Source organism: Streptomyces sp. NPDC017936 (assembly GCF_044328485.1).
Lineage (GTDB): Bacteria > Actinomycetota > Actinomycetes > Streptomycetales > Streptomycetaceae > Streptomyces.
This window is the reverse complement of the sequence record NZ_JBIRHK010000009.1, coordinates 219,137-232,259: the sequence shown is the minus strand read 5'-3', so window position 1 is coordinate 232,259 and position 13,123 is coordinate 219,137. Positions and strand designations below refer to the sequence as shown.

General features: G+C 73.8%; 9 protein-coding genes. 8 read left to right on the top strand and 1 reads right to left on the bottom strand.

Annotation, left to right across the window (positions count from 1 at the left end):
- The first annotated feature begins 96 nt into the window (after window positions 1–96).
- Window positions 97–1,539, top strand: coding sequence for an NADP-dependent phosphogluconate dehydrogenase (gene gndA / locus ACH4F6_RS20860; protein WP_397961739.1), 1,443 nt, complete (start codon window positions 97–99; stop codon window positions 1,537–1,539).
- A gap of 46 nt (window positions 1,540–1,585) precedes the next feature.
- Here the strand turns inward: gndA and ACH4F6_RS20855 are convergent, their stop codons facing one another.
- The gene (locus ACH4F6_RS20855; protein ID WP_397961738.1) at window positions 1,586–3,040 is read right to left on the bottom strand and encodes a glyceraldehyde-3-phosphate dehydrogenase; all 1,455 of its coding nucleotides are present in this window, start codon (window positions 3,038–3,040) and stop codon (window positions 1,586–1,588) included.
- 392 nt (window positions 3,041–3,432) lie between these two features.
- Here ACH4F6_RS20855 and ACH4F6_RS20850 point away from each other — a divergent pair, with 392 nt between their 5' ends.
- The 7 genes from ACH4F6_RS20850 to fxsT all read left to right on the top strand — a co-directional run bounded on the left by ACH4F6_RS20850 (window position 3,433) and on the right by fxsT (window position 13,080).
- The gene (locus tag ACH4F6_RS20850; RefSeq protein WP_397961737.1) at window positions 3,433–3,630 is read left to right on the top strand and encodes a hypothetical protein; all 198 of its coding nucleotides are present in this window, start codon (window positions 3,433–3,435) and stop codon (window positions 3,628–3,630) included.
- Between the two features lies 1 nt (window position 3,631).
- Window positions 3,632–4,897: an FxsB family cyclophane-forming radical SAM/SPASM peptide maturase gene (locus ACH4F6_RS20845; RefSeq protein WP_397961736.1), complete on the top strand. Its 1,266-nt coding sequence runs from the start codon at window positions 3,632–3,634 to the stop codon at window positions 4,895–4,897.
- A gap of 70 nt (window positions 4,898–4,967) precedes the next feature.
- A complete protein-coding gene (locus ACH4F6_RS20840; RefSeq protein ID WP_397961735.1) occupies window positions 4,968–5,834 on the top strand; it encodes a DUF4231 domain-containing protein in 867 nt (288 codons plus the stop codon).
- Between the two features lie 13 nt (window positions 5,835–5,847).
- A complete protein-coding gene (locus ACH4F6_RS20835) occupies window positions 5,848–7,083 on the top strand; it encodes a toll/interleukin-1 receptor domain-containing protein (protein WP_397961734.1) in 1,236 nt (411 codons plus the stop codon).
- Window positions 7,083–8,111 (top strand): AAA family ATPase, encoded by a 1,029-nt coding sequence (locus ACH4F6_RS20830; protein WP_397961733.1) that lies wholly within the window; start codon window positions 7,083–7,085, stop codon window positions 8,109–8,111. Before ACH4F6_RS20835 ends, ACH4F6_RS20830 begins: the two co-directional genes overlap by 1 nt.
- Window positions 8,108–9,082: a hypothetical protein gene (locus ACH4F6_RS20825; RefSeq protein WP_397961732.1), complete on the top strand. Its 975-nt coding sequence runs from the start codon at window positions 8,108–8,110 to the stop codon at window positions 9,080–9,082. Before ACH4F6_RS20830 ends, ACH4F6_RS20825 begins: the two co-directional genes overlap by 4 nt.
- On the top strand, window positions 9,079–13,080 hold the full coding sequence (gene fxsT / locus ACH4F6_RS20820) for an FxSxx-COOH system tetratricopeptide repeat protein (RefSeq protein ID WP_397961731.1): 4,002 nt from the start codon (window positions 9,079–9,081) through the stop codon (window positions 13,078–13,080). Before ACH4F6_RS20825 ends, fxsT begins: the two co-directional genes overlap by 4 nt.
- The last annotated feature ends 43 nt before the right edge of the window (window positions 13,081–13,123 follow it).

Below are 13,123 nucleotides of genomic sequence, written 5' to 3'. Positions count from 1 at the left end.
GGCCGGAGTCGAGAAGAACGGGCTCGCGGGCCGTACCTGGTGGCACGAGGGGCCGCCCGCCCCCCGACCGCGCCACCGATACAAGGGACGTACCTCATGAACGCAACCGCTGCCATCGGCGTCACCGGCCTCGGCGTGATGGGCCGCAACCTCGCGCGCAACTTCGCCCGCAACGGCCACACCGTCGCCGTGCACAACCGCAGCGCGGGCCGCACGCGCGCGCTCGTGGAGGAGTTCGGGCACGAGGGCGCGTTCGTCCCCGCCGGGACGGCCGAGGAGTTCGTGGCCGCGCTGCAACGCCCCCGCCGCCTGATGATCATGGTGCAGGCCGGTGCGGTCACGGACGCCGTCATCGACGAGTTCGCCCCGCTGCTGGAGCCCGGCGACATGATCATCGACGGTGGCAACGCCCACTTCGCCGACACCCGCCGCCGCGAGGAGGCCCTGCGCGAGCGCGGCATCCACTTCGTCGGCGCCGGCGTCTCCGGCGGCGAGGAGGGCGCGCTGAACGGGCCGTCGATCATGGTGGGCGGCTCGGCCGAGTCGTACGCCGTGCTCGGCCCGATGTTCGAGTCCGTCAGCGCGCGGGTCGGCGGCGAGCCCTGCGCCGCCCATGTCGGCACCGACGGCGCCGGGCACTTCGTGAAGATGGTCCACAACGGCATCGAGTACGCCGACATGCAGCTCATCGCCGAGGCCTACGACCTGCTGCGCCAGGTCGCCGGCTACACCCCGGCGGAGATCGCGGGCATCTTCCGCACCTGGAACGAGGGGCGGCTCGGCTCCTACCTGATCGAGATCACCGCCGAGGTCCTCGGCCACACCGACGCGGCCACCGGCCTGCCGTTCGTCGACGTCGTGACGGACGCCGCCGGCCAGAAGGGCACCGGCCGCTGGACCGTGCAGACCGCCCTCGACCTGGCCTCCCCGGTCACCGCGATCGCGCAGGCCACCTTCGCCCGCGCCGCCTCCGGCCAGAGCGGCCTGCGGGCCGCCTACGCCGGACTGCCCGGCGGCACCACGCCCCCGCTCAGCCGCACGGAGGCCACCCGGTTCACCTCACAGGTCGAGCACGCCCTGTACGCCTCCAAGGTCATCGCCTACGACCAGGGCTGGAAGATGATCCAGGACGCGGCGGGCGAGTTCGGCTGGAAGATCGACCTGGGCGCGGTCGCCGCGATCTGGCGCGGCGGCTGCATCATCCGCGCCTCCTTCCTCGACCGCATCCGCACCGCGTACGCCGCCGACCCCGAGCTGGTCAGCCTGCTCGCCGAGGAGGAGTTCGCCGCGGAGATCGCCGAGGCGCAGGTGCCCTGGCGGGAGACCGTCGCCTCCGCCGCCCGCCGCGGCATCCCCGTGCCCGCGTTCTCCGCGGCCCTCGCCCACTACGACACCCTGCGCGCCGGCCGGCTGCCCGCCGCCCTCCTCCAGGGCCAGCGCGACTTCTTCGGCGCCCACACCTACGGCCGCACCGACCGTCCCGGCGCCTTCCACACCCACTGGGCGGAGCCGGGCCGGCCGGAGACGCCGTCGGCGTGAGGGGTCTCGTCCGGCCCGCCCCCGACCGGGCGGGCCGGACCGTCCGTCAGGCGCCGGGCGCCGGGTACGTCGGGTACTCCACGCCGGAGACGTGCTGGACGACCCGGACGACCTGGCAGGAGTAGCCGAACTCGTTGTCGTACCAGAGGTAGAGGATCGCGTTGTCGCCCTCGACCTTCAGCGCGCCGGCGTCGACGATCGAGGCGTGGCGCGAGCCGATGAAGTCGCTGGAGACCGCGTCCGGGGCGGTGATGAAGTCGATCTGGCGCTTCAGCGGAGAGGTCAGGGACACCTCACGCAGGTGGTCGACGACCTCCTCGCGGGTGGTCTCCCGGGCGAGCTGGAGGTTGAGGATCGCGATCGACACGTCCGGCACCGGCACCCGGATGGAGCTGCCGGTGATCCGCGCCTTGAGGTCGGGCAGCGCCTTGGCGACGGCGGAGGCCGCGCCGGTCTCGGTGATGACCATGTTCAGCGGCGCGGACCGGCCCCGGCGGTCGGACTTGTGGTAGTTGTCCAGCAGGTTCTGGTCGTTGGTGAACGAGTGGACGGTCTCCACGTGGCCGCGCAGCACGCCGTACTCGTCCGCCATCGCCTTCAGCGGCGGGACGATCGCGTTGGTGGTGCAGGACGCGCAGGACAGGATCCGCTCGTCCGGCTTGACGGTGTCGTGGTTGACGCCGTGGACGATGTTCGGGACGTCGCCCTTGCCCGGCGCGGTGAGGACGACCTTGTCGATGCCGGGCCGCAGGTGCTTGGAGAGCCCCTCGCGGTCGCGCCACTTGCCGGTGTTGTCGATGAGGATGGCGTCCTTGATGCCGTACGCCGTGTAGTCGACCTGCGTCGGGTCGTCGGCGTAGATCACCTTGATCTCGTTGCCGTTGGCGATGATCTTGTTGTTCGCCTCGTCGACCGTGATCGTGCCCTGGAACTGGCCGTGCACGGAGTCGCGGCGCAGCAGCGAGGCGCGCTTGACGAGGTCCTCGCAGGCCCGCCCGCCGCCGCCGCGCACCACGATGGCCCGCAGGCGCAGGCCGTTGCCGGAGCCGGACTTCTCGATGAGCAGGCGGGCGACCAGGCGGCCGATGCGGCCGAAGCCGTACAGCACGACGTCCCGCCCCTCACGGCGGTCGATCTTGTTCGCGCCGGTGGCGCCCGCGACGGCCTCGGCGGTGAAGTCCTCCACCGACAGGCCGCGGTCGTCGGCCCGGTAGGTCGCGGCCAGCATGCCGATGTCGATCTGGGAGGGGCCGAGGTCGAGGGCGGTCAGGGCCCGCAGGAAGGGCAGCGTCTCGGTGACCGAGAGCTCCTCGCCGGCGATCTGCCGGGCGAAGCGGTGGGCCTTCAGGATGCTGACCACCGACTTGTTCACCAGGGAGCGGCTGTGCAGCAGGACGGTGACGTCCCGCTCCCGGTGGAGCTTGCCGATCATCGGGATCATCGACTCCGCGATCTCCTCGCGGTTCTTCCAGTCGGTGAACGAGTCCTCGTTGACAGTCACAGGTATCTCTTTCGAGCTAGGTGGCGCTCATACGATAACCCCCTGCTCATTCGATCATTCAAGCGCCCACCTGTGCGGCGGTGGGAGGTCCGGGTCGGGGCCCGCCGTCCGGGTGAAGCGGGGGCTCAAGTGGCAAAGTGCCTAAGGGAGTTGAGGGCCGCGAGGGGTGTGGGCACCGGGCCGGGCCGGCTCCGGGCGCCGCGGAACGCCGCCGTCCGGGCCCGGCGGCCGGGGAAGGGCGCCGAAAGTCCGCGGACGTCGCCACCGTGCGAGGACTCCGCCGGTGCGGAAGGGGCGATACCAGCTCAGGATAGACGTGGCTGCCCTAGCATTGGCCCGTCACGGGAGCGGGGTCGGCCGTAGCTGCCGTGGCTGATCACGGAGGGAGTGCTGTGTCGAATCCTCGGCTGGGGGAACAGCTCTTGGCCGTCGGCCCGGCCCGGGCCGCCCGGCTCTGTCCCGCTGCGCACGGCAGCCCGGAAGCGCTCTGGGGCGACGTGGACCACCCCGTGCTGACGGAGGTGCTCAGGCAACTGCTGGAGCGGGAGAAGGACCGCGACCGGGTCGCGTTCTACGAGGACAGTCCCTGAGGTGACGCACGGTCCCCGAGGGGGAGCGGCGGCCGCGGCCGACGTGCACGCGTCCGCCCCGTGGCCGCACCGGTTGCTGGACGTACCCGCTCTCCGGCGCGCAGGCACCGCGCCGGTTCCCTTCCACCAGTTCGTGCTCAAGCTGCACAGCCGCTGCAACCTGCTGTGCGGCTACTGCTACGTGTACACCGCGGCCGACACGAGCTGGCGGCGGCGTCCGGCACGCGTGTCGGAGACCGTGCTGACCCGCAGCGCCGAGCGGATCGGCGAGCACGTGGCCGCCCACGGCCTGGACCGCATCCGCGTCGAGCTGCACGGGGGCGAGCCCCTGCTGGGCGGCGCCGACACGGCCCTGCGGCAGGCCGCCGCGGTACGGGCCGCGGTGCGCGCCGCCACCGGCCCCGGGTGCGAGATCCAGGTGAGCGTGCAGACGAACGGCACCCTGCTCACCGCGGACGTCGTCCGGCGGCTCGCGGCGGGCGGCATCCGGATCGGCGTCAGCCTCGACGGCGGCCGCCCCGAGCACAACAAGCGGCGCGTGGACCACGCGGGCCGCCCCTCCTGGGACGCCGCCACCCGCGGCCTCGCCGTCCTCGCCCGCCACCCCGAGGCGTACGCCGGCCTCCTGTGCACCATCGACCTCGGCCTCGACCCCGTCGAGGTCTACGACTCCCTGCTGGAGTTCCGCCCCGCCGCCCTCGACCTGCTCCTGCCGCACGCCAACTGGGCCTCGCCCCCACCCGGCAAGGGCCCCTCCAGCGCGGGCTCGACACCGTACGGGGAATGGCTCGCGCACGCCTTCGACCGGTGGTTCGACGGCGGCCGGTACCGGACCCGGATCCGCCTGTTCACCGAGATCATCGGGCTGCTGCTCGGCTTCCCCGGCGGCGCGGAGGCCGTCGGGCTGTCTCCGGTCGCCGCCGTCCTGGTGGAGACCGACGGCGTCATCGAACAGGTGGACTCGCTCAAGGCGGCCTACCAGGAAGCCCCCGCGACCGGAATGGACGTCTTCCGCCACAGCTTCGACGACGTGCTGGAACACCCCGGCATCGCCGCGCGGCAGCTGGGCGAGGCCGCGCTCTGCGACGAGTGCCGCGCCTGCCCGCTGGTCCGCGTCTGCGGCGGGGGCCACTACGCCCACCGGTACCGGCGGGGCAGCGGATTCCGCAACCCGTCGGTGTACTGCGCCGACCTCGACCTGCTGATCCGGCACATCGCCCGCAGGCTCGAACGCGTCCTGGGCGTGGACCCCCTGCTGTCCGGTTGAAGCCGTTCTGATTGCGGGCGAGTTGAAGCCGCGTCAAAATCTTGGTGTGAGCACCGTCGGGGGAACGGCCGTGGCAGAGGACGTCTGGCGCGCGCAGAGCAGCTGGTCGCAGGCGGCGAACCGGAGCAGGGCGGCGATCGACCGGGCCCGTGCGGTGACGCTCGCCTGCACGGTGGCCGCCGGTGTCCTCGGCGTGGCCGCCTCCCAACTCATGGACCCCTTGCCGGAGCTGGGGCGCACCCTCGCCTTCCTGGCGCTGCTCGCCGCCGGCGCCGCCCCGCTCGTCGCCCGTGGCGCCGCCCCCGACCGGGTGCGCGAGTGGACCCGGCTGCGCTCCGTCTCCGAGGAGCTCAAGCGCCATGCCTACGTCTACCTGGCCCGGGTGTCCCCCTACCGGGACCCGGCCGGCCGTGACGACGAACTCCTGCGCCGCACCGACGCGGTACAGGCCCAGGCGGCCGATCTCACGGCTCTCGTACGGCAGTTCACGCCCGTCGACCGTCCCCTGCCGCCCGTCGCCGACGCGGCCGACTACGTCACGGCCCGGCTGCGCGGCCAGCTCGAGGGCTACTACCGGCCCAAGGCCGACCAGATGGCCCGCCGCGCCCGCCGCGTCGACCGCTCGGGCATGGCCCTCGCGGCCCTGTCGGTGCTCCTCGGCGCGGTCGCCGGCGCCTTCGCCGCCGAGCAGGCCGCGGCCTGGATCCCCGTCGTCGCGGCCGTCTCGGCGTCGGTGGTCTCCCACGGAGCGTCCGCCCGCTACGTCGCCCTGCAGGTCGAGTACAGCACGACCGCCGGCGAGCTGGAACGCATCCTGCGCTGGTGGCAGCGGCTCGGCCCCGCCACCGACGAGGACGCCGACCGGCTGGCGCAACGCACCGAACACGTCGTCTCGGTGCAGAACGAGGGCTGGACGGCCAAGTGGACAGCGGACTGAAGGCGGGGCAAGGGTGGTCAAGGTGTTCATCAGCCACAGCACCAGCGAGGACCCGCGGACCGCGGAGTTGAGGGACGCCCTGGCCCGTGGCCTCGAGGACCGCAGCTACGACGTGCTGCTGGACGTCGACATCCGGCAGCCCGGCCGGCCCTGGCAACTGAAGCTCGCCCGGTTCCTGGGCGAGTGCGACGCCGCGCTGGTGCTGGTGAACGAGGACGCCCTCGACTCGTCCTGGGTGCGCCGCGAGACCAACATCCTGCACTGGCGCAAGACCCTCCACCCGGACATGGTCCTGATCACCGTCCTCGTCAACGACGTGACGTCGGGGCTGCTGAGGAAGTCCGAACTGCGCTACCTCGCGGACGACGACCTGGAACGGGCGACCAACCGGACGCCCGCGCAGGAGGCGCAGCGGCTGCTCGAGGGGTTCCCGGAGATCCGGGCCGCCGACGACGCCGTCAGCAAGTGGCTGTCGAACATCGGCATCCAGCTCAACCACATCCAGGACCCCTCCGTCTTCGGCCGGATGGCGTCCGCGCTGGGCCTTCCGCAGGAGGAGCTGGCCCTGCTCACCCCGGGGCTCGGCCACCTGTTCCTGGCCTCCCAGATGCTCGACACGCACAGCGTCGAGAGACTCGCCAACGCCGTCTCCGAGGCCTGGATGGGCGGCCTGGACCGCAGCCGCGCACGGCAGCTCGCGGACATGGTCCTGCCGGTGTGGATCGACCGGGACGAGGCCCGGCGCATCGTGCGCGAGACGGACGGCTCCACCCGGCGCGTCGTCCTGCTGAACGTGCACCACCCGGAGATCGGCGAGCAGTACCTGGCGCGCGCGTTCTGCGTCGACCTGACGAGGTACTTCGCCACGGGCGTCCCCGGCGAGGAGGACTCCGAGGGACCGCTCATCGAACAGTGCGAGAAGGCGGTGAAGTACTACGTCGGCCTGGACGAGTCCGACGAACTCGACCACCCCGACGAGCCCACCGAATCCGGCCGGTTCTTCCTGGTGCTGGACGCGCGCAAGTGCGACCTCGACATGGTGCACCGGGTCGTCGCCCACCTCCAGGGCAAGGTCCCCTGGCTGCACGTCCTGGTCGTCCCCGGCCGCAGGCCCGGCGCACGCGGGCACTGGCCCGGGAACCCCGACGAAGTGCTGGTTATCGACCCACCGTTCGGGCAGAACCATGAGACTCTGGTCAGGGGAGTCAAGCGGCGTCTGATCGATCGTCTGAACTCCAGGGGGGCGTGATGACGGACCACCGGATCACGGCGGGCGCGGGGGCCGACGCCACGACCGACGTCGAATGGCTCGACACGCCCGACCGCGGCGACGGCCGCGTCTACGTGATGCCGGAGGACCTGCGCTTCGCGGTGCGCGTCGCCCTCGCCACCGGCCGCCCGCTGCTCCTGCGCGGCATGCCGGGCTCCGGCAAGTCCTCCCTGGCACCGTACATCGCCGCCCAGATGCGCTGGCGCTACTACGAACACGTCGTCACCTACCGCACCCAGCCGCGCGACCTGCTGTGGAGCTTCGACAGCGTCCGGCGGCTGGCCGACGCCCAGGTCGCCGTGCGCCAGGGGGCGACGCCCGACGACGCCAGCTACGTCGAGCCCGGCGTCCTGTGGTGGGCACTCGCCCCCGGCTCCGCCCGCCGGCGCGGCAGGCCGGACGGCGCCGAGGTCACCGACCCCTGCCCGGACCCCTTCGAGGAGATCAACTCCACCCGCAGGCCCGACCGGGCCGTCGTCCTCATCGACGAGATCGACAAGGCCGACCCGGACGTGCCGAACAGCCTCCTGGTGCCGCTCGGCTCCCACCGGTTCACCGTCGCCGAGATCGGCCGGGAGATCCGCACCGAACGCCCGGCGGGGGACCGGGACGAGAGCGAGGAGGACCGCCGGGCCCGTCACCTCGTCGTCCTGACCACCAACGAGGAACGCGAACTCCCCCAGGCGCTGCTGCGCCGCTGCGTGGTGCACGTGCTCCCCGAACACGACCGCGCCATGCTGGTGCGGATCGCCGAGGAGCACATGGACCTGTGGCCCGGCGAGGTGACGGACGCCGACCGGGAACTCGCCGACGCGGTGGCCGGCGAACTCATGAAGGTCCGCCAGCACGCCGACAAGCAGGGCGTCCGCCGCCCCAGCACCGCCGAGTACCTCGACGCGCTGCTCGCCTGCCGCTCCCTGGGCATCCGCCCGGCCACCGACGAGTGGCAGCTGCTCACCCGGAACGTGCTGATCAAGCCCCAGCAGATGGCCGGAGACCGCACATGATGGGTGAGGCCTGGCTGGGCGACGTCGCCCGTGCCGCGCGCGCCCTCGACGCCCGCACCCCGGACGACTTCGCCCGGATCGCGGGACTGCTCGGCGTCGGAGGCGGCCCCGTGGACACCGCCGGACAGCCCGGCGCCCAGCAGGGCCGGGGACAGCCGGCCCGGCAGGCGGCCGCCCGGGAGGAACAGTCCGGACCGCGGCCCCCCGAACAGAACCCGCCCCTGTTCGAACGCCGTCCCACGCCCGCCGGGGCCGGCACGGTGACCGTCCTCGTCCCGGTCGAGCAGCAGACCCGCCACCCCACCCGCTGGACCACCGACACCCTGGCCCGCCCCCGCGGCCGCGACGAGGCCCGCACCCGCCTCCCGCACCTCCCGCTGCTCGCCCCGCGCTCCACGGCCGCGCTGCTCACCGTCCTGCTGGCCAGGATCACCCGGGACGGCGAACTCGACGTCGAACGGGCCACCGAGGAACTCGCCCGGGCCCGCCCGCTCACCGCCATCCCCCGGCTGCCCCTGCCGACCCTGCGCTACGGCGTGCAGATCCTCGCCGACACCTCCGCCGCCATGGAGCCCTTCGCCCGGGACGTCGAGGACGTCATCGGGCACGTACGGGCGCTCGCCGGCGTGGCCGGCACCCAGGTCCTGCGCTTCGCCGACGTACCGCTGCGCGGTGCCGGCCCCGGACCCCGGACCACCTGGCAGCGGCCCTACCGGCCACCGCGGCCCGGCGTGCGGGTGCTGATCCTCTCCGACCTCGGCGCCGGAGGGTCCGAGCTCAACCCCTGGCGCGCCACCGAGCAGGAATGGCGCACCACCATCGAGTCCGTCCAGCAGCGCGGCTGCGAGCCCGTCGCCCTGGTACCGCTGCCCGAGCGGCACTGGCCCGACTGGGCGGTCCGCAGCAGGCTGCCGATGGTGGCCTGGGACCGCGGCACCACCGTCGGCAAGGCGCTGGGGGCCAGGCGGTGAGCGTGCCCGCCGGGCCCGGCCGGGAACTGGCCGTGCTGCTGAGCATCGCGGCCCGCATCGAACCCGAACTGATGCGGGCCGTCCGGCTGCGGGCGGCCCGGGGCCTCGACGTCGCGGCCGAGGTCGACCTGTGGTTCGGCGATCTGGTCGAACACCGCGGCTTCGGGTTCGTCGTCCTGGACACCGGACTGCTGGCCGAACTGCGCGCGGAACTCGGCCGCCGGCTGCAGGGGGCGGCCGAGGACGACCCCATCCACCACCTCTGGCCCACCTTCCAGGAGGTGCGCGCCGGGCAGAGCCCCGCCATGATCGCCCAGGAGACGGCGACCTGGCAGGCGGTCAGCGGCGGGCGCGGGGCCGACCAGCGGATCGAGGAGTCCCTCCAGCCCGCCCTGCGGGCCCTGATCGAGGAGGGCCGCGAGGGCGTCGCCCGCTGGTTCCTCGGCGCCTGGGACAGCCTGCCCGAGCGGGTGCGGCGCTCCACCACCGCCTGGCAGCTGCTCACCCTCTCCGCGGTCAGGCTCGCCGAGGACCCGCCGAAGGCGCCGCGGCCCCAGCGCCTGGCGCTCTCCGACGTCGCCGTGATCGCCGAGGGGCTGCCCCGGGTGCCGCTGTACCTGCGGTGGGCCGAGCCCCGGCTGGTGGTCGGCGACAGCGCGCCGGGGCCGGACTCGTTCGCCATCACCGTGCCGGACACCGACCCGCGCGTCGTGGAGCTGGTCACCTCCACCTCGATCCGCACGATCCTCATCGAGCGCGACACGGCCGTCGAGGAGTGGGTCGGCCCGGAGAGCGGCTGGCTGAACACCGCCGACGGCGCGACGTACCTGCTGCCGGGCCCGCCGGTGACGGCACCCCGTCCCGGCTCGCCGGCGGAGACGACGGACTCGGCGGACCCGGCCGGCACCGGAGGGGCCGGAGGGGCAGAGGGGACCGGCCGGACGGAGGCGACGGAGGAGACCGGCGAGGCCGCGGGGGAGAGCGGCGGGGCCGCGGCCCCGGCCGGCCGGCCGGACACCGGCGCGGCCCCCGAGCACCTCCCGGCCACCGGCCACATCAGCATCTGCTACGCCGGCGAGAGCCGCTCCTGGGCGATGTGGACGGCGCGCCAGCTGGAGCGGGCCGGCCGCACCACCACCCTGCTGCACTGGGACACCGCCTCCCGCACCCCCATCGAGTCCCTCGGCGCGCTGCTCGCCGCCCCGGGGCAGGTCCTGCTCCTGGTCAACGAGCGCGCCCTGCGCCCCGACCTGCACACCGGCCGGGCCTGGTCCGAGGCGTTGCGCGTGATCGTGGGCCAGCACCGGGAGCGTTTCGCGGCCATCGTCCTGACGTCCGAGTCCCTCCCCGAGGGCACCGGCCTGCTGCGCCCGGTCGACGTCACCGGACTCGACGAGGAGGAGGCCCGGCGCGCGATCCTGGAACGGCTCGGCGTCCCGGCCGGCGACCCGCCCGCGGCCCCCGACGGCCCCCGCTTCCCCAACGAACCCCCCCAGGTCCTCGAGGCCCCCCGCCGCAACGGCTACTTCACCGGCCGCAAGAACGACCTGGAGGAGATCTCCGAACTGCTCGCCGAGTCCGGCCCCGCCGGGGCGCGGGTCGTCCTGCACGGCATCCCGGGCGTCGGCAAGAGCCAGCTGGCCACCGAGTACGCGCACCGCTACGGCGACGGCTACGACGTCGTCTGGTGGATCCGGTCCACCGAACGCAGCCGCGCCCGCGAGGAGTTCGCCTCGCTCGCCGTCCATCTGGAACTGGCCGCGGGCCGCGACGTCGGCGAGCGCATCCGCGCCGTGCACGCCGCGCTGCGCGAGCGCACCGGGCCCCGGCAGCGCTGGCTGCTGATCTTCGACGGCGCGGACGACGTCGCCGAGGTCCGCGACCTGCTCCCCGAGGGCCGCGGCGACGTGCTCATCACCAGCCTCACCCGGGACTGGGTCAGCCTGCTGGGCTTCCAGGAGTACACGGTCCGGCCCTTCACCAGGAACGAGAGCGTCGCCTTCATCCGCCGCCGGGTGCCCCGCGCCACCGCGGCGGAGGCGGAGCAGCTCGCCGAAGCCGTCCAGGACCTGCCCCTGGTCCTCGCCCAGACCACCGCATGGCTGGCCGCCAACACCGCCGAACCGGTCGCCGAGTACGTCGAGTCCCTCCAGCGGCAGTCCCCGGCCGAGCTGGCGGTGCGGACCGAGGCCGACTACCCCCAGGGCTTCGTGGTGTCCTGGGCGCACTTCCTGAACGCCCTGCGCGAACGCAATCCGGAGGCCGCGGACCTCATCGAGCTGATGGCGATGTTCTCCCCGGACGCGATCCCCGTCCAGCTCATCAACGCCGCGCCCCCCAGCGTCTTCCCGCCCGGCAGCCTCGCCGGCACGGTCTCCGACTCCACCCGGTGGGAGAACGCGCTCGAGGCCCTCGCCGACCTCACCGCGATCCACCTCAGCCACACCCAGGACCCCTCCCTGGAATACGGTGTCGAGTCGGCCCAGATGCACCGGCTCTACCACCGGTTCATCCGCGGCAACCTCGACGCCGGGACCAGGACGCGCCTGTCCGCCGCCGCCTGCGGCATCCTGGCGGCCGCCAACCCCCACCGCCCCACGGACCCGCGCGAGTGGCCGGCCTACGCCCGGCTCATCCCGCACCTGGACCACGCGGGCGCCCTGGAACGCGACGAGCCGAACGTGCGCACCCTGCTGCTGGACTGCGTCAACAACCTCCGGGTGCGCGGCGAGTACGACACCGGTCTGCGGCTGTGCCAGCAGGCGGTGGCCCAGTGGCGCGCCCGGTATCCGGGCACCGACCGGGACATGCTGGTCCTGGTGCACCAGCACGCCAACCTGCTGCGCCGCACGGGCCGTTACCGGGACGCGGAGGCCGTCGGCGCGGAGGTCGTGGACCTGCTGGCGGCCCGCGAGCCCGACGACCTCGAACTCCTGCGCGCCAAGGACGGCCTCGGCGGCACGCTGATGGCGCTGGGCCGTTTCTCGCGCGCGCGGGAGCTGTTCGAGGAGGTGTGGCACGGGCACGCGGCCCGCTTCGGCCGGCAGGGCGACCGCGCCCTGGAGGCGAAGAGCAACATGGCCCTCACCCTGGGCCTGCTCGGCCGCTACCAGGAATCCCTCGACCTGCACCGGGAGCTGTTCGACCTGCGCATCCGCCGCCATGGCGCCGACCACTTCGCCACGCTGTACTCGGGCCTGCACGTGGCGTGGATGACCCGGCTGCTCGGGCGCTACCGGGAGGCGCTCGCCCTGCAACAGCACAACGCCCGGCTGCACAGCCGCACCCTCGGCCCGCACCACCCGCAGACCCTGCGCGCCGAGCACAACCTCGCCCAGTGCCTGCGCCGGGACGGGCTGGTCGACGAGGCCGCGTCCCTCTTCACGAGCGTCCTCAAGCGCTCCGAGCAGCGCCGGGGCGAACTGCACCCGGAGACGCTGATGATGGCGGCCGACCGGGCCACCCTGATCCGCGCCGACAGCCCCCGCGAGGGACACGAGCTGGCCCGCACGGTCTACGACCGCTACCTGCGCCTGCTCGGCCCGGACCACCCCTACACGGCGGGCTCGCTGAGCAACTGGGCGCTGGCCCAGCAGGCCGACGGCGACGAGCGCGCCGAGGCGGAGGCCTCCGCGCAGACCGCCTGGCGGCTGATGACCCGCGCGGTCGGCGACGAGCACCCCTGGACGCTGGGCTGCCGGCTGAACCTCACCGCCATGCTCGCCCGCGCCGGGCGGGCCGAGGCGGCGCTCGCGCACGACGACGAGCTGACCGCCCTCGCGGCCCGGAGCCTGGGGACCCGGCACCCCCTCACCCTGGCCGGGGAGACCGCCCGCGCCCACGACCTGCGCGAGACGGGCCGCACCGACGAGGCGGAGGCCGTACGGCAGGAGACCGTCGCCCTGCTCCGGGACACCCTCGGACCACAGCACCCGCACACCCGGTCGGCGGAGGAGCTCCGGCGCCCGCACTGGGACTTCGAGCCGCAGCCCATCTGACCCGCACCCGTTCGCCCGACCCGCCCACCCCCTCCGAGCCGCA